18 protein-coding genes are annotated in these 21,544 nt (G+C 54.9%); 6 read left to right on the top strand and 12 right to left on the bottom strand.

Annotated elements, in window-relative coordinates; translation table 11 throughout:
* The first annotated feature begins 40 nt into the window (after positions 1-40).
* Positions 41-937 carry an acyl-CoA thioesterase gene (locus HMPREF2981_RS08100; RefSeq protein WP_070662231.1) on the top strand — a complete coding sequence of 299 codons (897 nt, stop codon included), beginning with the start codon at positions 41-43 and terminating at the stop codon, positions 935-937.
* A gap of 116 nt (positions 938-1,053) precedes the next feature.
* Here the strand turns inward: HMPREF2981_RS08100 and HMPREF2981_RS08095 are convergent, their stop codons facing one another.
* From HMPREF2981_RS08095 to HMPREF2981_RS08085, 3 genes are all read right to left on the bottom strand, one after another.
* A complete protein-coding gene (locus HMPREF2981_RS08095; protein WP_006887992.1) occupies positions 1,054-1,629 on the bottom strand; it encodes an HdeD family acid-resistance protein in 576 nt (191 codons plus the stop codon).
* Between the two features lie 253 nt (positions 1,630-1,882).
* Positions 1,883-3,562, bottom strand: coding sequence for an energy-dependent translational throttle protein EttA (gene ettA / locus HMPREF2981_RS08090; protein ID WP_070524111.1), 1,680 nt, complete (start codon positions 3,560-3,562; stop codon positions 1,883-1,885).
* A 43-nt stretch (positions 3,563-3,605) separates the two neighbouring features.
* Entirely contained in the window at positions 3,606-4,211 is a 606-nt protein-coding gene (locus HMPREF2981_RS08085; protein WP_070662230.1) for a CGNR zinc finger domain-containing protein, read from the bottom strand.
* A gap of 90 nt (positions 4,212-4,301) precedes the next feature.
* On the opposite strand from HMPREF2981_RS08085, the gene HMPREF2981_RS08080 reads away from it, so the two are divergent.
* From HMPREF2981_RS08080 to HMPREF2981_RS08070, 3 genes are all read left to right on the top strand, one after another.
* Entirely contained in the window at positions 4,302-5,054 is a 753-nt protein-coding gene (locus HMPREF2981_RS08080) for an MBL fold metallo-hydrolase (protein ID WP_070662228.1), read from the top strand.
* 99 nt (positions 5,055-5,153) lie between these two features.
* A complete protein-coding gene (locus tag HMPREF2981_RS08075) occupies positions 5,154-5,567 on the top strand; it encodes an MmcQ/YjbR family DNA-binding protein (protein WP_070662225.1) in 414 nt (137 codons plus the stop codon).
* A 15-nt stretch (positions 5,568-5,582) separates the two neighbouring features.
* Positions 5,583-6,221: a hypothetical protein gene (locus HMPREF2981_RS08070; protein ID WP_070662222.1), complete on the top strand. Its 639-nt coding sequence runs from the start codon at positions 5,583-5,585 to the stop codon at positions 6,219-6,221.
* Positions 6,222-6,274: 53 nt separating this feature from the next.
* Here the strand turns inward: HMPREF2981_RS08070 and trmD are convergent, their stop codons facing one another.
* From trmD to ffh, 7 genes are all read right to left on the bottom strand, one after another.
* Positions 6,275-7,156, bottom strand: coding sequence for a tRNA (guanosine(37)-N1)-methyltransferase TrmD (trmD, locus tag HMPREF2981_RS08065; RefSeq protein WP_048779197.1), 882 nt, complete (start codon positions 7,154-7,156; stop codon positions 6,275-6,277).
* 3 nt (positions 7,157-7,159) lie between these two features.
* On the bottom strand, positions 7,160-7,798 hold the full coding sequence (gene rimM, locus HMPREF2981_RS08060; protein WP_048779196.1) for a ribosome maturation factor RimM: 639 nt from the start codon (positions 7,796-7,798) through the stop codon (positions 7,160-7,162).
* A 190-nt stretch (positions 7,799-7,988) separates the two neighbouring features.
* Positions 7,989-8,231, bottom strand: a complete 243-nt coding sequence (locus tag HMPREF2981_RS08055; RefSeq protein WP_004004867.1) for an RNA-binding protein — start codon at positions 8,229-8,231, stop codon at positions 7,989-7,991.
* Positions 8,232-8,233: 2 nt separating this feature from the next.
* Complete coding sequence (gene rpsP, locus HMPREF2981_RS08050) at positions 8,234-8,665, bottom strand: 30S ribosomal protein S16 (RefSeq protein WP_013399230.1); 432 nt, start codon at positions 8,663-8,665, stop codon at positions 8,234-8,236.
* Between the two features lie 203 nt (positions 8,666-8,868).
* Positions 8,869-9,354 carry an NUDIX domain-containing protein gene (locus HMPREF2981_RS08045; RefSeq protein WP_070536106.1) on the bottom strand — a complete coding sequence of 162 codons (486 nt, stop codon included), beginning with the start codon at positions 9,352-9,354 and terminating at the stop codon, positions 8,869-8,871.
* Positions 9,355-9,407: 53 nt separating this feature from the next.
* Complete coding sequence (locus HMPREF2981_RS08040; protein WP_070662219.1) at positions 9,408-11,819, bottom strand: hypothetical protein; 2,412 nt, start codon at positions 11,817-11,819, stop codon at positions 9,408-9,410.
* Positions 11,820-12,225: 406 nt separating this feature from the next.
* Complete coding sequence (ffh, locus tag HMPREF2981_RS08035) at positions 12,226-13,812, bottom strand: signal recognition particle protein (RefSeq protein WP_070662216.1); 1,587 nt, start codon at positions 13,810-13,812, stop codon at positions 12,226-12,228.
* 187 nt (positions 13,813-13,999) lie between these two features.
* Between ffh and HMPREF2981_RS08030 the strand changes: the two genes are divergently transcribed.
* Entirely contained in the window at positions 14,000-14,449 is a 450-nt protein-coding gene (locus HMPREF2981_RS08030) for an NUDIX hydrolase (RefSeq protein WP_070662213.1), read from the top strand.
* Positions 14,450-14,589: 140 nt separating this feature from the next.
* Here the strand turns inward: HMPREF2981_RS08030 and ftsY are convergent, their stop codons facing one another.
* Positions 14,590-15,705, bottom strand: a complete 1,116-nt coding sequence (ftsY, locus tag HMPREF2981_RS08025) for a signal recognition particle-docking protein FtsY (RefSeq protein WP_004004877.1) — start codon at positions 15,703-15,705, stop codon at positions 14,590-14,592.
* A gap of 271 nt (positions 15,706-15,976) precedes the next feature.
* Here ftsY and HMPREF2981_RS08020 point away from each other — a divergent pair, with 271 nt between their 5' ends.
* Positions 15,977-17,581 carry an MFS transporter gene (locus tag HMPREF2981_RS08020; RefSeq protein ID WP_246825413.1) on the top strand — a complete coding sequence of 535 codons (1,605 nt, stop codon included), beginning with the start codon at positions 15,977-15,979 and terminating at the stop codon, positions 17,579-17,581.
* Between the two features lie 83 nt (positions 17,582-17,664).
* Here the strand turns inward: HMPREF2981_RS08020 and smc are convergent, their stop codons facing one another.
* Positions 17,665-21,282 carry a chromosome segregation protein SMC gene (gene smc / locus HMPREF2981_RS08015; protein ID WP_070662211.1) on the bottom strand — a complete coding sequence of 1,206 codons (3,618 nt, stop codon included), beginning with the start codon at positions 21,280-21,282 and terminating at the stop codon, positions 17,665-17,667.
* Positions 21,283-21,544 lie beyond the last annotated feature (262 nt).

Here is a 21,544-nt window from a genome sequence, read left to right as displayed (position 1 = left end):
AATCATCCTCAACTTTACCCCTTCGTGTCAGAATTAAAGAATGACGAAGCCCACCCCCACCCAGAACCTGATGACCATGCTGAACCTGACCCCCGCTGAGCCGGTGGGTGGTGACGACGCTTTTACCGCTGTGACGCTAACCCGCGAGACCCCGCGCACCTATGGCGGGCAAGTGCTCGCTCAGGCTATTATGGCGGCTGATAACACCGTTACCGATAAGGTGCTTCATTCGATTCATGCATATTTTTTACATCCCGGTGATATTACGAAAGAGCTTATTTTTACCTCACAACAGCTCAATAATGGGCGTTCTTTTGCGACTCGCCGGGTTCAGGCGCTTCAGGACGATATTCCCATTTTCTCTGCGATTGCATCATTTCAGAAGCCCGGTCGCGGCCCCGAGCATACGGCTGTTGAGATGCCGCAGGTTCCCGATCCCGAGGGGCTGCCAAGCGTGAGCGACTACATTGGCGAGGTGGCGCATCCGGTAGCGCAGGCTGTTGCATGGGAACGCCCGATTGATATGCGCCACGTGGATGCGCCCCTGTACACTCAGCCGGATGCCTCCTCGACACAGCCGCGTGCCTGCGTGTGGTTCAAGACCTTTGACCGCCTAGTGCATGCTGATGGTTCTGAGGCCTCGGAGGCGGAGCACCGCGCCGCTATTGCGTACGCTTCGGATTACCTGCCGCTGGAGCCGGCCCTGCGCCGTCACGGCAAGTTCTGGCTGGAGCCGGGGCTGAAGAGCGCTTCGCTGGATCACGCGATGTGGTTCCACCGTTCGGCACGCGCCGACGAGTGGCTGCTGTACGTGCTGGATTCTCCGAGCGCGCAGGGTGGCAGGATGCTCGCGCAGGGTTCGATTTTCAATCGTTCCGGTGAGCTGGTGGCGACCGTGGCGCAGGAAATGATGTTCCGCCTGCCCGAATACCGCTAGAGTTTCGGTGCTGCGACAGCGTAAAACGTCAGAGCATACAGAAAGACCGTGTGAGGTGGTTGTCTCACACGGTCTTTCTGTATCTAGTTTATGCGCTCAACGCCGCTAACGGGTGTTTATCGGGCTTCGACGTCAACCACACCGTCCGGGGAAATGTGCACGGTGCGCTTGGTGTGGCGGGAAACGAAGAAGTCACCCATGAATACAAGTCCCGCTACCAACAGCGCTAGAGCGATCAGCCACACTGCCACCGTACCGAAGAACATCGGGAACAGCAGCACGAGCAAGCCCAGGATCAGGGAACCAATAGCAGAGAACTGCAGTTGGCGTCCGGCGGCGTAGTCTAGGTATTTCATGCTCTGGGCAGTCATCATACGAATCAGCGCCCACGTAATCAGCCACACACCCACAATGGTTGGGATGTAGGTCGCCTGTGCGCCCGCCGAGGCTGACAGCAGAATCAGGCCAGCCACCACGGTCAGGATGCCGTTGATCAGGTCCCAACCGGTACGTGCCGGCTTCGGGGCACCGAAGTAACGCACCAGCTCAAACACACCACCGAGCAACACCGAAATGGAGAATACAAAACCCAGAACTACCAGCGGAGTAGCGGGGTTGGCGAACATGTAGATCGCCGTTGCAACCAGTAGCAGACCGGTGACCAAGGACATCCAGTTATATTTTGAAAGCATGATACTCTACCCTTCGTATCAAATACGTCAGTTGTACTTATGCACATACCCATTATAAACCACGAATGTGAAATCCGCCATAACATATTGGTCACCACTGGGCGAACTATTTCTACCGGCAAACAGCCAACACGTAGCGGAGCAACACGTGAGATAGCGGAACCATATCCCCCTCCCCCAGCAGGCACAGCAAAGCCCCGCCTCCGCACGCTTCAACAGCGTTAGGAGGCGGGGCTTATTACCGTGCAAAACCCTACCGGGTCAGCTTGCGGTGCACCACGCGGTGCGGTTTCGCAGCTTCCGGTCCCAGGCGTTCTATCTTGTTCTTCTCGTAGGACTCGAAGTTACCCTCGAACCAGTACCATTGATCCGGATTCTCTTCAGTGCCTTCCCATGCGAGGATGTGGGTTGCCACACGATCGAGGAACCAACGGTCGTGAGAGACGACGACGGCGCAGCCGGGGAATTCCAGCAGAGCGTTCTCAAGCGACGCCAGGGTTTCCACATCAAGGTCGTTGGTGGGCTCGTCCAGCAGCAGCAGGTTTCCACCCTGTTTGAGGGTCAGCGCCAGGTTCAGGCGGTTACGCTCACCGCCGGAGAGCACACCCGCTTTCTTCTGCTGGTCAGGTCCCTTGAACCCGAACGCCGAAACATAGGCGCGCGAAGGCATCTCAACATTGCCAACCTGAATATAGTCCAGACCGTCCGAGACAACCTCCCACAGGCTCTTCTCGGGGTCAATGTTGGAGCGGTTCTGATCGACATAGGAAATCTTCACGGTTTCGCCAACCTTGAGGGAGCCGCCGTCAAGCTCTTCCAAACCGACGATGGTCTTGAACAGGGTCGATTTACCCACGCCGTTCGGACCAATCACGCCCACAATGCCGTTCCGCGGCAGCGAGAACGACAGACCGTTAATGAGCGAGCGCCCGTCAAACCCCTTCTGCAGGTTCTCGGCCTCAATCACCAGGTTGCCCAGGCGTGGTCCCGGGGGAATTTGAATCTCTTCAAAGTCGAGTTTGCGGGTCTTTTCAGCTTCGGCCGCCATCTCTTCGTAACGTGCCAAACGTGCTTTCGACTTCGCCTGACGACCCTTCGAGTTTGAACGTACCCACTCTAGTTCTTCGTTCAGGCGTTTAGCGAGTTTCGCGTCCTTCTTGCCCTGAACTTCAAGGCGGGCACGCTTCTTCTCAAGGTAGGTGGAGTAGTTGCCTTCATAGGGGTAAAGGTTGCCGCGGTCAACCTCGGCGATCCATTCGGCAACGTGGTCTAGGAAGTAGCGGTCGTGGGTAATCGCAATGACCGCACCTTCGTAGGACTGCAGATGCTGCTCAAGCCACAGCACCGATTCTGCGTCTAGGTGGTTGGTGGGCTCGTCGAGTAGAAGCAGGTCTGGTTTCTGCAGCAGGAGCTTGCACAGTGCCACGCGGCGGCGCTCACCGCCGGAGAGGTGGGTGACGGGGGCGTCGGCGGGCGGGCAGCGCAGCGCCTCCATAGCTTGTTCCAGCTGGGAGTCTAGATCCCAGGCGTTTGCGGCATCGATAGCTTCCTGCAGCTTACCCATTTCTTCCATGAGGGCATCAAAATCGGCGTCAGGTTCAGCCATGAGCGCGGAAATTTCGTTGAAACGGTCCAGCTTCGTCTTGATCTCGCCCACGCCTTCTTCGACGTTGCCGAGCACGGTTTTCTCTTCGTTCAGTGGCGGTTCCTGAAGCAGAATACCTACGCTGTATTCGGGCGAGAGGCGTGCCTCGCCGTTTGAGGGCTGATCCAAGCCAGCCATGATTTTCAGGATGGTCGACTTACCGGCGCCGTTGGGACCAACCATACCAATCTTGGCGCCCGGGAAGAACGACATGGAAACGTCGTTAAGAATGACCTTATCGCCCACAGTTTTGCGGGCTTTGGTCATCGTGTAAATAAATTCAGCCATAGTGTTCTATTCTACCGCTATTTTTGGGATGTGCACGCGGTTTTTAGTCACCTTCAGCTTGTGCGCGTTTACGTTCATAGGAGCGGGCGGCTCGGATACGGTCACCACAACGCACGCTGCACCATCTACGTCGCGCATGGGTTCGTAACATGATGCGGTCGCAGTCGGGTGCTTCGCATTCAGAGAGTTTATCTGCTTCTTCGCCAGTCAGTAATGTGATGGCATCATAAGCGATGCGGGCGATGGCGTAATCCACCTCTTGGGTGAGGGGGTCTTCAACTCGCCGCGTGTACCGCCGGTTTTCTGCATCCCACGCTAGAGCGTTCATGGTGAGCGCTTCATGCGCTGTCTTATTAACGGCGTGAAGCGCACCCGGATAGGGAGCGCGCTGCTCTAGGTACGCGTCAAACAGTTCTTTGATGACGTATCGAAAGCTGATGAATCTGCTGGCGCAATAGGCTTGTAGCTCATACGAGTTATTCACGATGTGGTGTTCGTGCGCCCATTCGGTAGCTATTTCTGGGGTTCTGAGCAGATCGCATTGTTCGCCACCGGGTGTTGTATAGAGCGTATTTGCTAACGCTATGCAGGGGTGTTCTTGGCTTCCGGGTGCAGCAGGAAGGTGGGCGGTTCGGTGAGATTTTTCCATACTTCTCATGGTATCACTTGCATTTTTCCGTGAATATACCTATTGTTAATCATGGCAAAAACATAATTTATCCATGAGAGGAATACTTTTATGCCTACGATTAACGTCATCACCGGCCCCACCGTCCTCATCGAATACGCGGGCTTGCGTTTCCTGACCGACCCCACCTTTGACGCACCTCAGGACTACGACTGGGGCATTACCGTTCTCAAGAAGACTGCCGGCGCACCCATCACCCCCGAGTCAGTCCTCCCCATCGATGCAGTCCTGCTCTCACACGACACCCACCCCGACAACCTCGACACCAGCGGCCGCGCCCTCCTCCCCAAGGTCGGCCACGTCATCACTACCGAAGACGGCGAAAAGAACCTTCAGGCAGAAGACCTCACCAATGTCACCGGCCTGGCACCCTGGGATACCTTCATCGTGGCAAAGGATTCTGCCGAAGTTACCGTCACCGCAATGCCTGCACTCCACGGCCCGAACATCCCCGAAATTCAGGAGGTAACCGGCCCCGTTATTGGCTTCCTCCTGCAGACCGCAGGAGAACCGACCGTATATATTTCTGGCGACAACTCCGAACTTCACGTTGTAGAGGAAATTGCTCAGCGCATTGCGCCCGTTGATGACGCTATCCTTTTTGCGGGTGCAGCACGCCCCCTCGGACCCGAGCTCAGCGTAACCATGACCGCCGAGAATACCGCAAAGGCAGCAAAGCTTCTGGGTGCCCAGCGGGTGTACATTGCCCACACTGACTCCTGGGGCCACCTGAGTGAAGACTTGCAGGATACGATTCAAGCCTTTGCCCGAGAGGGAATTGACCACAAGCTCATGAATAAGTAGAGCGCTAAAAATTTCTGGGGTGTATGCGAACCACTGCATACACCCCAGTTTTTGTGTGAACACTTTAAGGCTCACTCATGACCAGTTAGACTCGAAGGTATGGGTACACCAAATTCTCACAAAATAACCGCCGAAGACCTCCATAAGGTTGTTGATCAGATTGCGCTTACTATGCCTTTGGCGACCTCCGATCAGCCTTTCGGACCACGTAATACGGTGTACCGCATTAGCGGCAAAATTTTTGCTATGTACACAGACGGTATCGGCTACCCGATCGTGAATCTGAAGACCGACCCCGAAGAATCCGAGGTTCTGCAGCGCATGTACCCAAGCATTATTCCAGGGTGGCATATGAATAAACGACATTGGATTTCGGTCGGCGCAGGCAAGGGTGTTACACGCCAGCTTCTTGAAGAGCTCATCGAAGATGCCTACCTGCGTATTATGTACGCCCTGCCCAAGGCAAAACGCCCTATCGAATTCCGCGAGCGCCCGGTTCCCGAAAAACATTAGATACTGCAGGCTCACATGTATATTCCTGCCAGCGATCCCGTTCTCTTTCTGAAGCTTTCTGCTGATTACAACTATGCATACATGGCGCATGGACGTACCGGCGGGGTGGTCTTGCGCGCCTATGATAGGTTTCAGAAGGCGCATGCTCTCGGTATTCCTGCGGTTCCGTGGGGCTTTTCATGCCCTGAGAAAACGGTTCAGCACATTCGCCAGGAAATTCTGCGTGCCCGTAAGCTAGGCGGTGAGCTGGAAATTTTGATGATCTATCGTGAGCCTGATCTGCCGGTTATTCCGGCGCCCGAATCGCACGGTTTTGAGAGGCGTGATGATGTTCCTCAGCTGATGCCTTCCAAGTTGCGTGATAGTTGGTTGGATGCCGGTTTTTCGGCGGAACGTCACGGTAGTTTAGAAGATCGGATGCTTGCTCTCGCTCAGGTAGAGGAATTTACTGACCCTGAACCTCTAGATCTTGCCCGCTATGAGCATACGAGTACTCACCGCCCGTTATCATTGTCGATGCGCGGCTCGCTCTCCCGTGCCCTGGGCGGCAGGTATAAGCCTGCGGAAGATCCGGGTGCTCCGAGTAAGATTTATTGGATCCAGGGGCGCGCCGTTGTTTACGATATTCTCGACTTTGAACGTTTTAGCCCCTAACTGTAAGGGGTTTCAACGAATGCAACGGTGCTGCGTGTTAGAGCTCTTCCGGTTTAGTCTGCTTGGCGAGATTTGGGGAAATGCACACCGCGCTCGGCAAGAAAATGTCGGTCTTTCTTATCCCAATTTTCTTCAGGATACGCCTCAAAAAGATCGGGGCGGCGGCTCATGGTACGTTCAATCTGCTGCTCGCGCCGCCACCTGGCAATAGCACCGTGATTGCCCGAAAGCAGGATAGGCGGAACCTCGTAGTCGCGCCACTGCGCCGGTTTTGTATACACCGGGTACTCCAAAAGCCCGCCGGTGTGCGACTCTTCTGCAAGAGATCCTGGGTTTCCCAATGCCCCAGGAATTAGTCGAGTAATAGCCTCGATCATCGCCATCACCGCAACTTCTCCGCCGTAGAGCACATAGTCCCCCATCGAGACGGGAAACACGCGGAAGCGGGTTTGTGCCCAGTCGAGCACACGCTCGTCAATACCTTCATAGCGCGCGGGAGCAAACGCAATATGCTGTTCCTCAGCGAGTTCATAAGCCATTTGCTGGTTAAAAACCGCGCCTGCCGGGGAAGGAACAATCAGGAGAGGACGATTATCCTGCGCAGGCACGAGTTTCTGAGGACTCGAATTTTCCTCTGCTCTTTCTCGCTGTTCTTCCGGCTCATCGCGATTATTTTCGTGGTGCTCTTCCCCTGCCTGCAGCGGTGAATTCGCAAGCACTTCATCAAGCGCAAGCCCCCAAGGTTCCGGTTTCATGACCATACCGGCGCCGCCGCCGTAGGGAGTATCATCAACCGTGTGGTGACGGTCGAAGGTATAGTCACGCAGATTATGCACGCGCAGATCGACCAAACCGTTTTCGCGGGCTTTCCCTACCAGCGAGAGGTCTAGCGGTGTCAAGTACTCGGGAAAAATAGTGATAACGTCGTAGCGCACAGGCTACTCCCCCGTATTTTCTGAGTTCGATGCGGCAGATTCTGCTTCAGCCACGTTGATAAGACCGGGTGGCGGGGTCAGAAGCACGAAACCGGGTTCGTCCTCAGCGGTGGTCACAACTTCAGGAACGATCTCTTCGACGAAAGGAATCATAATCTCGTCACCGCCGTATTCGGCAGCAAGTTTAACGAGCAGTATATCCTGCGCGGGCATGGTCTGCAGACCGGTAACCTTCCCCAGAGGCTTTCCAGCTTTAGGATTATTGACGGGGTTCTCCCCCTCAGGAACCTTCACCAGAAGATATACAGGCAGGTTCACGAGTTCCTGTTCGTAGAAGCCTTCATCATCTTCGTCCTCGGGAACCTCAAACATCAAGCGGCTGCCCCGCAGCTCTTCCGCTTGGTTGCGGGTAGTGACTTCCTCAAAACGTACCACCAGAATCTTCTTATTCCAGCGGTGCCCCACCACTTTAAGCCTTCCCGTTGGTGCAACAGTAGCCACAGGGCTTTTCGGGGTGAAGTTTTCCAAATCAAGAACTTCTCCGGGAGCAAAGCGCTCCTCGGGGATATCTGTGAAGAGTTGAACCGTAACTTCACCGCGAATACCGTGCGGCTTGCCGATGCGCGCAACCAAAACCTGCATGTTGTAAACCTCTAGAAAAACTGGGGCTTGTAGACACCTAATATTCTACCGGCAGGTCCGAAAAAGCGCAGACTCTCACAAGCTGTGGAGGCACCCACCTGCTGTGTGATTGCCTGCTGAAAATTCTCATGATTAAAGCAGAACGTTCCAACACCTTGGTGGTGATGGAACGCTCTTGATGCTATATCAGCTAACGTTTTCTATCGGTGTCGATAATATCGATCCGAACCTGATCGCCCTCAGAAATCGCATCCATCACGGTGCGAATGCTCTTAGCGGTTCGGCCCGAACGACCAATCACTCGACCCAAATCATCGGGATGTACCCGAACCTCCAGCGTCTCGCGATGGCGCTGCTGGCGCAGACGCACTTTCACATCGTCCGGATGCTCGACAATCCCTCGAACCAAGTGTTCGAGTGCATCAGCCAACATAATTACTCAGCTGCTTCCTCGGCAGCCTCTGCTTCAGCTTCAGCAGGAGCTTCCTCGGTTGCTTCCTCAGCCTTATCGGCCTTGGGGGTGATAGCCTCAGGCAGAATAACGGAACCCTTCTGGGGAACAACGAATTCAGCCTTAGGCTCAACGGGCTTGATGCTGTTCTCAGCCTTCTCACCCTTGAAAGTTGCCCAGTCACCTGAGAGCTTCAGCAGAGCCAAGACCTGTTCGGTCGGCTGTGCGCCAACAGACAGCCAGTACTGAGCACGCTCAGAGTTAATCTCGATACGCGAGGGCTGCTCGGTCGGGTGGTAGATACCGATCTCTTCGATAGTCTTACCATCACGCTTCACGCGAGAATCCGCAATTACAATACGGTAGCGAGGATCGCGGATCTTACCCATACGCTTGAGACGAATTTTAACAGCCACTGTAGTGGTTACTCCTGTTTCAATACTTGGTGCGAAACCGCGCTTCAGCACCCGTGGGGCGGGCCGTTCACGAAGTCTCTATGGACACAACAAAGCGCGAAGAGAGGGGTCACGCAATGTCGGGTACTCAGATAGGGTAACAAATAGGGCAATTTAAATCTAGCGGGCCCCCGCGTTTTCGGGCATATGTCGCTGTTATAGCGTTAATCGTCGGAGCTTATCTCAAGAACTTCGCCGGTTTCGAGGGCTTTCAGGGCTTCTTGCAGCCGCCTCACCATCGCCGGGCGCACGTAATCGCCCAAGTTTTCGCCGGCCACCCACTCATAGGTCACCAGTTCATCATTCTGCAAAGTAATGGGGGTGTCGCGCGGAATAACGCCCGCATCGTACATGTAATATGTGGAGTCGCCCCAGACACCTAATGCGAGCCCATGGAAAATAGCCACCAAACGACCCGGAGTCAGGGTAAGCCCTAGCTCTTCCTGAACCTCACGGAAGCATCCTGTTTTCGGTGCCTCGCCCGCCTCTACGGTTCCGCCCGGAAGAATCCAGCCGTCCTTGTAGTTCGGCTTCACCACAAGTAGTTCGCCTTCTTCATTGCGAATAAGCGCTCCGGCGGCAAGCCGACGTGTTGGAAGTGATGCGATAAAAGCTACCAATTCCTCGTGGCTTAAATATGTATCTTTCATAGATTCCGCTTTCGTCTGTGTTTAAGCATGGTTCTTAGGAGCGTTAGAGAGTTTTAGGAGAAGAACTTACGAACGGTACGACGTACCCGCTCTCCTAGCTCTGCGGTGGATGACGTATCGGGCGCGGAGTTCGCGGCCTGCGAGCGGACTTTGCGGGACTTACGCGGAGCTTCCACGTAGATGCCGTCACGCAGGTCATCAACTAAGGTTCGCCGGTGCAGCCCCTCCGACGATGCGCCCTGCGGGTTATCGCCCCGGCGCACAAGCTCCGCGTTTACGGGAGCGTCTGAAGCTTCTTTACTGCGATGCTCATCAAGTTTCTCGCCAGCAAGCCGAGCGAGACGAGGCGCTAAGAGAATCTCACTCGTGCCGCCAGCTGCGAGAACAGTGCTCAGAGCTGTCAAAATTGGGGCGCTCTTACCCTGCGCTTTTTTGCGGCGCGCAACAGTCCAAAACACGGTTGCCAGCCCCAACTGCGCGGTACCGTCCACCCGAAAAACACGGGTAAGCAAACGATTTTTGGGGTCTTTTCCGGTAGAAGTCTCGCCGGGCGATTCCGAGTGTGCGGGCTGAACTGTATGCGTTGAAGAGTTCGTCTCAACGACCGCTTTGCCTGATGCACCGCTAGGACTATACGCATCCACACGCGGACTTGAGGAAGGCTTTTTCACCAAAGACTCTTTCTGCTGATTATCACGTTGTTTGGTGGTACCCACATGAGTATATTCGTAAGGAATCTCGCCGCTTTGAGACGCAGCAAGCCACTCCGCAAGAGTCACACGGCGGTTTGTAGCTACCAGACGATAGCTACGTTTTAAAGCCTCTATATCAGGAAGTTTATCGGACTGGTAATGCGCAGACAGTGAGTTATCGTCACTCTGTGCCGGATCCATGTCTGCTTGAGACGAACTTTCGTCATGAGGTGCCGCCAGCAATTCAGCAGGGTCTTCACCGAATACACGAGCGGTTCCAATCGCACCGATCTCAAGCCCTTCCGTCGGTACCGCTGCCAGCTCAACGGGAACATGCAATAGCTGAAGCACCGATTCGAGAGCAAGAGTATTCTTCGTATCTCGCAGATAGCTTTCAAGGCGCCTTCCCGCAGAAGTTCCAGAAGGAACGCCGAAAAGCAGGGAAAGCTCAACAATAGAGCGAGTAAGCTCGTCTTGGTCCAGACCAAAAGGCTCGGGCGGCAAACCTGGCAGACTCGTCAGAATATCTTCTAAAGATCCCTCATAAGAATCGCAATGTTCACGAGTCATAGTTCGTGTGAGGGTCTTCGGAACAGACTGCCAGAAGAACTCCAGAATGGTCGAGTCCTTCTCCTCCGGCTCGCCCAACATCCAGGCAGGTGCGTTCTCGTTCTGCTCTAGCTCTTGAGGGGCCTCCATAAAGATGAGATGCTGTTGATGCGCATTCCCCTCCGCAATCAAGGCATGACACTTTGCTTCGGCGATAACAGCCAAAATGTCATGCGGATCGCCGCTAATAATCGTCCATGTTCCTGCCGGGGCTGCGACAATCTGGCGTTCCGGCTGGGTGAGGAGCATGCTGGTGAGTGCATCCAGGTTAATATCTAGAAGCGCCGCAGCATCGCCATCAACTAAAAATTCGATCTGGTAAACATCATGCGGTACCGGTACCCACATCCCTGGTTCTTCTTCAAGAGCAATACCGGTTACTGGCATTCGTTCAAGAAGCCACTCAACGTATTCTTCCAAGGGTTCACCCTTGCGAATCTGTCCGTGTGCCACATGCAAAACGTTCAGATAGCCTGCGGGATTAAGCGAACACAAAACATATATCTGAACTTCACGCTCGCCCATCTCATAGGCGATAAGTTCGGGCCGTTCCCGAGTCAGCTCTATAAGAGCCTGAATCACATCATGATCGCTGGCGGCGCGCGCCAACATGCGGCGACGGTGCAGGTTCTCATCCTCAACGTCAGAAAAAGTCACATCAAAGATTTCTTCGGGAGAACCCGCATGGTCATGCTGAGGAGCCGAATAATGTTCGCCGTTTTCTTCGGAGTTATCCGGATCTTGGGGAGCCGGAGTATCCTGCCACATCTGGTTAAGTTCTTCGACCGTCAGATCATCATGGGCTAGTGAGGCGGCAACATCATCTACTTCACGCGGATCAATACGGTGTTCTTTATCCTCATGAAGTTGTTTCGCCCGCCGGATCAGGTCAATAATAGCGCTCGCAACATCCGCAGTTTCAGGATCAGCATCATCACTAGAGTCACTGGAATAGACCACTTTAGAACCGGCGATGTCGGGGGTGTTTTCACCATACTCTAAAGACAGGCGAACCCATAAATAATCCGGGATAGTGCCATTTTGACTGGCAGATGCCTCCGGCTTGGTGTAAGTCCAAGGGTTAGCAGTTTCATGGCGCTCACGACCGTTCTGTTCAGCGCCGCCCTGCGCCGAGTCTCGGTGATGTTGCTCGTTGTTCTGCATTCTTCCCCTTAATAGCGTTCTGCCGTTTGCCTCATCTGCCCCGCTACTAACACCGTAAAGCCTTCTGCTAATCTGTAGGCGCAGTTCGCTTTTAGGGCATCGCCGGTGAGAAACGGCGTTACGAATCATCGGATGCACACTGTAGAGATCTGCATTCCACGCCTATCAATCGGATCCGTTTTCTCATGCAGGTTTTCAGCCTGCAGCACGTGACCTGATGGTGTGTGTCATAGGCGCGGTATTATCGAAACCTCTATACCAGAGTAACGCGTATGTCTTCATGATGTGTGAATACGGAGTGAGTCGTCTTCATACACCGGTAAATTCTTGTCAAACAACGTTCACGATGTTTGACGGCTCTTTCATAAAGCTGCCAGAACACCGCGAACACCATTTCACAGTCCCTCTACTGTAGGAACTTCTCAAAGCCCTTCGGCAGATTCATCTTCGAAAGATCAAGATCTTCTTGCTGCTGCGCCTGCTGCCCGAAAGCCGCACCCTGGCGTGCCTTCTGAGCGGCAAGTGCCTCTGCCTCTTGCTGCTTACGCTTCATGGGGTTGCCTGAGCGACCCGCCTTCTTCTTGTTATTATTTTTCTTATTCTTTTTATGGTTACTTCCGCCAGCCGCGGCCATACCGGGCATCTGCATGCCGCCAGGCATACCAGACATCTTGCCGGTGGCAAGCTTCTTCATCATCTTCTGTGCCTGAGCAAAACGCTCCATGAGCTGATTCACCTCAGAAACAGTCACGCCCGAACCTTTCGCGATACGCGCACGGCGTGAACCGTTAATGATCTTCGGTGCCACACGTTCATGCGGGGTCATCGAACGTACAATAGCTTCAACGCGGTCAATTTCACGTTCGTCAAAAGACTCTAGCTGCTGGCGCATCTGGGCGGCACCGGGCATCATCATGAGAAGTTTCTTCATGGAACCCAGCTTGCGAATCTGCTGCATCTGCGCCAAGAAATCATCAAAGGTGAAATCTTCCTGATCGATGAATTTCTTGGCCATGCGGTCGGCTTCTGCCTTATCCCACGTGGCCTCTGCCTGCTCGATCAGGGTGAGCACATCGCCCATATCCAGAATGCGGCTGGCCATACGGTCGGGGTGGAATTGCTCGAAATCATCCACGTTCTCACCCGTGGATGCGAACATAATCGGTTTGCCGGTAACCGAAGCAACGGAAAGAGCCGCACCACCACGGGCGTCACCATCAAGTTTAGAGAGCACTACGCCGGTAAAGTCCACACCCTCGTTGAAGGCATTTGCGGTATTCACGGCGTCCTGACCAATCATCGCGTCGATTACGAACAGGACTTCTTGAGGCTCAATAGCATCGCGGATATTACGCGCCTGCTGCATGAGTTCAGCATCCACACCCAAACGGCCTGCGGTATCAACGATCACCACGTCATGGAGCTTCGCACGCGCTTCAGCAACGCCATCTCGTGCAACCTGCACAGGATCGCCAGTAGGGGTATCAAATTCACTGGTCACGCCCGGGTGGGGCGCGAAAACGGGTACGCCCGCGCGCTCGCCCACAACCTTCAGCTGGGTTACCGCGTTTGGGCGCTGCAAGTCAGATGCCACCAGGATGGGGGTATGCCCCTGCCCCTTGAGCCACTTCGCGAGTTTACCCGCCAGCGTGGTTTTACCGGCGCCCTGCAGACCAGCCAGCATAATAATGGTGGGACCGGTCTTAGCCATGTTAATGCGGCGAGTCTGCCCGCCCAGAATGGTAATAAGCTCTTCGTTTACAATCTTGACGATCTGCTGTGAAGGGTTGAGTGCCTCTGAGACCTCAGCACCGAGGGCACGCTCTTTAATATGTGTGGCGAATTCACGGACAACAGGCACGGCGACATCCGCATCCAGCAGGGCGCGGCGAATTTCGCGGACGGTTGCGTCAATGTCTGCCTCAGAGAGGCGGCCCTTGCCACGCAGGTTTTTAAAGGTTGCCGTCAAACGGTCAGAGAGAGAATTGAACACGAGCCGTGATCACTTTCTTATCGTCGAGGAAACGGACTGCACCCAGCTTGAACCCAAGATGGTCGCCCATTTTTAAGATGCTTACTCAATCTTCAAGGATACAGGATGTGCCAAGATCTACTGTCGATGACACCCTCCAATGAGCGTTTGGCGAAACTGTACATAATACGCAGTTGATAATAAAGGTATGGATTTTCGAACGACAGCTGCAGAATATCAGTACGGTGTGCGAGCTTCGGCACTGATCATACACGCCGGTAAGCTCTTGACCTACAGTCACGACGGCAAATATTTTGTGCCCGGCGGCGCTGTACAAGTTGGTGAGCACAGCGCGGATGCGGTGCGTCGCGAAGTACGCGAAGAACTAGGCATCGGCTGCACGGTTCGGAAGCTTGCGTTCGTAGGAGAGCACCTTTTCACAGTGCACGATATACCGAACCATCGCATTGAATTTCACTACCTCGTGGAGGTTGATTCTGAAGCGGTTCCGATAACCACCTGCGAAGAGGAGCATCGCTACCCCTGTGCCTGGCTGCCGCTCGATTCCCTGGCGGATTATCCGCTCAAACCTAAGTTTCTTGTGCACGAGCTGCCGCAGTGGAACGGAAAACTCAAGCACCTGGCAACCCATGAATAGGGTGTTCTGGCAAGCGAATACACAAACCGGGAGCGTTTTCTTCATCTGGTAACAATTTAAGATGAAGAAAACGCTCCCGGAAATATCACCTCATTATGTGCTCCGCTAAAATGCACGACGCACAAAAGCAGGTTCAGCCGCTAATCGAGAAGCGCATCCACGAAGCCTTCGGGGTCGAAGGGGGCCAGATCGTCCGGACCTTCGCCGAGCCCCACGAGCTTGACGGGAACACCCAATTCTTCCTGAATAGCCACCACAATGCCGCCCTTTGCGGTACCGTCGAGCTTGGTGAGCACAATACCGGTCACGTCCACGATTTCGCCGAAGACCTTCGCCTGCACCATACCGTTCTGCCCGGTTGTCGCGTCAATTACCAAAAGCACCTCGGTCACGGGGGCTTCCTTCTCAATCACGCGTTTGATCTTACCGAGCTGATCCATCAACCCAGCCTTATTCTGCAGGCGACCCGCAGTATCGACCAGCACCGTGCCAATACCCTCAGCCTTAGCGGTCTTCACCGCATCGAAAGCAACAGAGGCAGGATCAGCACCTTCCTTTTCGCTGCGCACGGTCTTCACGCCCACGCGGTCGCCCCAAGTCGTCAGCTGTTCGGAAGCCGCAGCACGGAAGGTATCAGCCGCGCCCAGCAGAAGCGAATTTCCGTCCGCAACCATCACACGGGCGATCTTACCGACCGTCGTGGTCTTCCCTACGCCGTTCACGCCGACCACAAGCACCACGCCGGGATTACCGTCGGTGCCCTCGGTCTTTAACTCACGATCCATTGTGGGACCGATAATCTCAAGAAGCTCTTCATGAAGCATCTTCTTCACGGCGGCAGGGTTATCGGTTCCCTCCACACGCACCCGCTTCTGAAGCGCCTCCACCAAACGGGTTGTCGGCTCAGCACCCAAATCAGCCATGAGCAGAGTCTCTTCGACCTCATCCCAGACATCCTGATCGATGCGATCTCGTGAGAGCAGAGCCAAAAGCCCCTTGCCCAGCATGTTGTTCGACCGCGCCAAACGGGCACGCAGCCGCACCAGACGCCCCGCCGAAGGATCAGGAATATCGTAACGGGAGGCTGGTTGCTCGGTCTCTTCCGATGTGTCTTCCGCCTGCGTATCATCAGCATCACGTGTGCTCGGATACCCGCCACGCGGCGCTTTAGCACCGCGTGTAAAGGCGAAAATAACGCCAGCAATCACTAATACACCCAGCACAACTGCCAGGATTATCCACATTGATTCATTCACACTACTAGCTTACCGGCTGGTATGAAGATGAAAAGGGGGCTTGTGAAGGAAAATCCGTTCTGCAGCGCACTTCCGCATAAAATAATTCTTCACTCAGGCGTTTCACGGCAGGCGAGGAACATACAAAATTCTCCTACCTGACGATTCTTATGAAGAGTAGACTAGTGAGAGCGAGCGGTATCAGGCAAGATTCTGATGCGCTCCCCCTAACCAACACGCACGGCAGCTTCGCTGCCAGGGTGGTTCTACCGCCAAATACTCAGAAAGAGTTATGACCCCGCACGAACACAACGCACAGTCCAAAGGCTCCTCCCCCGCAGAAACTCAGCAGGATACCGGGAAGAAAGAACCTTCCAATACCGGCAGCACGCAGCAATGCACACCGGACTACATGAGTGCAGCAACCGGTGCGATCCATATCGTCAGCCCCGGAGCGGATGCCATCGCATCCGCAACTATTGAGGATGAGAGCGGCAGACGCATCCAGCTCACGAAGGCTGACGAAACTGAAAGTACGCCGCCTGAAACCCCCGCAAAAACTCGTATTCCTACCGGGTTGAAGGTACTCATTGCCGCATCTTTTATGATCGCGCTCGGGTACGGACTCGTAGCACCTGTACTCCCCAGTTTTGCGCGTAGCTTTAACGTGGGAGTAGCGGCAACAACGATTGTGGTCTCGGCATTGGCAGCCATGCGGTTAGTCTTCGCACCGGGGGCGGGCAAGCTCATCTCACGGTTTGGTGAGCGCCCTATCTACACCTGCGGCATGGTTATTGTGGCGGTTTCGTCCTTCGTAAATGCCGCTGCCTGGGATTACTGGGTGCTGCTGGCTTCGCGCGCATTCGCAGGTATTGGTTCGGTCATGTTCACGGTTTCTGCGATGGGTCTTCTGGTGCGTTTAGCACCTTCGCATATGCGCGGGCGGGTTTCGGGATACTACGCTACCGCATTCCTGCTCGGGAACATTATGGGACCGGTCGTCGGCGGTGCGCTCAGCGGCTTGGGGATGCGCCTGCCATTTGCCCTCTACGGCTGCTCTCTGCTGGTAGCTGGGGCTATCGTCTGGTTCATGATGCCTCCTGCCGATCAGATTGATGCCGAACGTGAGGCATATAGTCTTCCCACCCAGCATGATACTGGCTCCAAAGCTTCCCCCGATACTAACGATGCTTCTGCAACCGATGTACCGGCTTCGGGCGAGGAATCACCCCGGCAGAAACCCCCTATGCCAGCCACGATGACCGTTCGGCAAGCACTCAAATTTACGAACTACCGATCGGCGCTTTTCACGAACTTTACGATCGGCTGGGCTGTTTTAGGTATACAGTCTTCTCTTATTCCTCTGCTCGCGGCGTATTTGGCGACGGGCGGCGATGCGTCTAGGGCACCGGAGGGAACCGTCCTTGCCTCTACGGTGATGGCGGTTGGTTCGTTAGCAAATGCTCTTACCCAAACCGTTTCGGGGCGTCTATCAGACAACTTGGGGCGGCGCATCATGATTTTTACCGGTTTGCTTATCGCCGGAACCGCCATTTCGACTATTGGTATTTCTTCGGCGCCTTGGATGCTTGTGGCTCTCATCGTGGGTATGGGTGCTGGTGCCGCACTGATCACGCCCTCGCTGCAAGCCTCTGTTGCCGATGTGATCGGTAGCAAACGCGATGGTGCACCCGTGCTTGCAACTTTCCAAATGCATAGTGATTTCGGCATGATTCTGGGCCCGCTTCTCGCCGGTGCTGTTGCCGATACGTGGGGCTTCACACCTGCATTCATGCTCTGCGGAGGTTTACTCCTGGCAGCTTCACTCACCTGGCTACCGTTCCGTACTCCACACTGGCCCCGCGAACTGGCGGATAAGAACTATACCGGAAGGTAGGGGAACATTCACAAAATACTGTGGGCTAAGAACATCTTCGAGCATTCTTAGCCCACAGTATTTTATTTTGCGCCTAGAAAACGTTAGAGCAGCTCGCGCAGCTCATCCATATTTTGTGAGATTACAGTCGAAACACCGTTGCGCATCGAAACGCCATAAAGGGTTTGTGCAATCTGCATCGTACGTTTTTGGTGGGTTACCACGATGAGCTGCGAGCGCTCCCCTAGTTCTTGCAGTACTGTGAGGACTCGCCCTAGGTTGCGGTCGTCAAGGGCTGCTTCTACCTCATCAAGGGCATAAAACGGTGAGGGGCTTGCCATAAAGATGGCGATTAACAACGCCAGGGATGCGAGCGATCGTTCCCCTCCGGAAAGAAGCGAGAGACGTTTGACTTTTTTGCCAGCCGGACGGGCATAAATATCTACGCCTGAGTTAAGAATATCGTCAGGGTCGGAGAGTTCCAGGCGTCCCTCGCCTCCGGGGAAAAGTATGCCGAAGATACGTTCATAATGCTCGTTTACGGTGTTGAATGCCTGCGTGAAAACTTCGGCTATGTGGGTGGTGACTTCGTCCATGACGGTCATGACATCGCCGCGAGATTTTTTGAGGTCAGCGATTTGTTCTCGCAGGTAGGTGTGTCGTTCGCTAAGCGCTTCGTATTCTTCGAGGGCGAGGGGGTTGATTTTGCCGAGCTTTTCGAGTTCGCGTTCGGTGGCAGCAAGCCGTGTTTGAATGGTCTCGGTGGGTACATAATCTTCGGCGTTTTCGTCTGGGTTGGGGTGTGTCTGCAGAATTTCGTCGAGAGGCAGCTGGGTCAGAAGCCGTGAGCGTTCTGCCAGAGTTTCACGACGGATTTCGAGGCGTGCGAGTTCGGTTTCGGCGCGCGAGATGAGGGCGAGGGCTGCTTGATGGGCCGTCGCAAGGTCTTGTTCTTCGGTATAAGTTTCGGCGCGTTGCTCTGCGGTTTCACCCATGCTGCGCGCGATTTCGTCAAGACGATTTTTCCAGGTTTCTACTTCAGCAGCTAGAGCATCAGCTAGCGCGTGAGCTTGACGCTGTTGTGAACGTGCTGCGGTAGCTAGGCGATGCGCTTGCTCGCGCACTGCCTGCGCTGCGGTGAGAGCACGTTCTGCACGGCTATAAACCTCCCGGGTGCGTTCCATTGAGGCTTCTGCAGCATGCATTTCGGCGACTCGTTGTGCAGCTTCGGCCTGGATGCGGGCATGGTGCTGTTCTGCCTCATGCAGTGTTTTGCGTGCCTGCGCGAGAGAGCCTTCGAGATCGGCGGGGTTATCCGGGGTGCCGCCAGATTCAGCCTCTTTACTCCCTATGATGCTATGCGTCATACGAGCTTCTTCATGGGCGGTCAGCTCGTCGTATGCCTGTTGGTATGCGCTCTGAAGTTCCTGTGCTTCATCTGCGGCATGGTGCAGTTTTTCGGCAGCACGCGCGATCTCGGCATGCAGACTTTCGGATCGGCTTAGGATGCGCGCATGTTCAGCCTCGGCACGGGCGTGGGCGGCACGGGATTCGCCTAGAAGTTTGGCGATTCCGCGTTCTGTCTCGAGTGCAGCGGTGAGAGCGCGTTCGGCGGCCGTAAGTTTTTTCTTGGCACGTTTGAGTTTTTCTAGAGCCTTTTCGGCGTCGTCACGGGCAGCCTGCGCGGCGGCGGCAAGTTCGAGAGCGCTCTGCTCGAGTGCCGGGTGCAGAATACTGTAGGCGGTGTATTCGATTCCCTGCCTGTCGTAAACACGGTGAGCGCCGGCGGTAAGTGCCAAGGCAGCTGCGGGCGCATCCTGCACAAAGTAAACTCCGTGCAGGCGTGCGTAGAGTGCCGCGTTAAGAGCTGTGCGGGCGGGTTTATCGAGTAGATTCTCTGCCGAGTCTGTGGCAGGAGTAATGGCTGTAAGTGCCGCTACGGCATCTGGTACATCTGGAAGGTCCAGAGTTTTTTCCGCTGATTCTTCTGTCTTTCGAGATGTCTTCTTAGTCTTCGCTATCTTCATCCCAACATCAGAGATAAGACGAGAAATATGGGTGTCTTGCGGGGCATTGATTGCTGCCGATGCAAAAGCAGCCAGTGCGGCAGAGGCGGCGCGCTCCCAGCCTTTCTCGATGGTAAGAACCTCAAAAACACGCACGAGCTGATCGAGATGTACTTCCGAGAGATTGTCGGCTATCTCTAGGCTTTGCCCAAGGGCTTCTCGCAGAGTTGTGGCGCGTTCATGGGCACCAGCATATGTTTGGGAGGCCTCTAATACCTGGGCACGAACCTTCTCACGGGTTTCTTCGGCTTTAGTTCGTACGCTAGCGGCGGCGGTGAGATCCCGCTGGTGAGTTTCTTCTTCTGCTGCAGCTGTCTGCAGGGCAACCTCCGAGTGTGCCACGGTCTCGACCAAACGAGTAGATTCAGCGTTCAAGTCTTCGTGTTCAGCGCGGCGAGTCTCTTCCACGGCACGAGCGCGTTCATAGGTGGCGCGTGCCACGGCGGTAGCTTCAGCAAGTTCGGCACGGCGTTTTCTAGCGCGGTCACGCTCAGCCTCGTGTTGAGCACGGGTGTTTTCCAATGTGGCGAGAGCACTTGTAAGTTCCTGTACTCGACGTTCAGACTCCTGAGCCTCCGTCTGCGCTTTTTCGTACTCAACAGCCGCGCTGTCACGATTTTTTTCATCCTCTGCAAGACGTTGTGCACAGCGCTCAACTTCCTGCCGATAGTCTTCAAGAGCAGGAGCGTTTTCTTCCGCTTGGGCACGCTCAGCCGCTACCGCAGTTACCGCGTTAACCCGTGCCACAAGCTCGCGGATGCGCGCAAGGTGAGCGTTCGCCTCCGTTTGCTCGCGGCGTGCTGCCTCAAGGTTCTCGTCGAGGGTTTTTCGCCGCGTCCGTATTTTTTCGCGGCTTTCATCGAGTTCATGCGCCTGCTCACTCGTATCGCTAAGTCGCCGGGTCTGTTCCTGTACTTGGGCGTTGAGCGCATGGGTTTCTCGGGTGATTAGTATGCCGTGCAGTTCGCGGATGCGCGCTTGCAGTTCACGCGCGGTTGCCGCAGACTCTGCTTGATCCCCAAGCGGTTCCACCTGGTTGCTGAGCTCGGCAGCCAAGTCATTCAGGCGGGTCAGATTAGCACTCATGGCCTCAAGTTTGCGGGCGGTTTTATCCTGGCGGCGGCGGTATTTTAGGATTCCGGCGGCCTCTTCCATAATTTCGCGGCGTTCGGCGGCAGAGGCGTGCAAAATTTTATCGAGCTGACCCTGCCCGATAAGCACGTGCATCTCACGCCCCATTCCAGCTTCCGCGAGAATATCATGCACATCGGACAGACGAGCAGGCGACCCATTAATCTCATATTCGCTGCCACCGGCACGGAACATAGTGCGTGAGATTTCGACAGTGTCGGCGGGTATCGACAGCGCACCATCTGTATTATCTAGGCGCAAAACAACTTGGGCACGCCCTAATTGGGATTTTCCGCTGTTTTCGGCTCCACTCGTACCAGAACCCGCAAAAATAACATCCTGCATGGAACCACCGCGCAGAGTTTTTGCCCCCTGCTCCCCCATAACCCAGGCGAGCGCATCCATAATATTTGATTTTCCCGAGCCGTTAGGACCTACCACAGCGTTAATACCGGGGGCGAATTCAAATGTGGTGGACGATGCGAAAGACTTGAAGCCGCGTAGGGTGAGCGAAGTCAGGTGCACGGATTGCCTTTCATCGGGTGGAAACCGCGCCGGGATTTTAGCAGGCGCAGAGTAGTTCTATTGTACTCAGATGCATCATCAGCGTTCCGGGCATGAAACGAGCTTATCCAGATTTTAAGGATGCACAACGGACGTTGCCCGGCTTTAGGAAAGTTTACATCCTGAACTGCCGGGAAGCGTCGGCTTCCAGTTGAAGGTCTTAAGCGATAGGTGAACGAATATTCCGTATCTCGAAGCCGCCATGGGCTGCACAATAACTTTA

This window comes from Rothia sp. HMSC069C01, from assembly GCF_001814655.1.
GTDB classification, from domain to species: domain Bacteria; phylum Actinomycetota; class Actinomycetes; order Actinomycetales; family Micrococcaceae; genus Rothia; species Rothia dentocariosa.
Note: the sequence above shows the minus strand (reverse complement) of the source record. Positions and strands in the feature narration are given on the sequence as shown.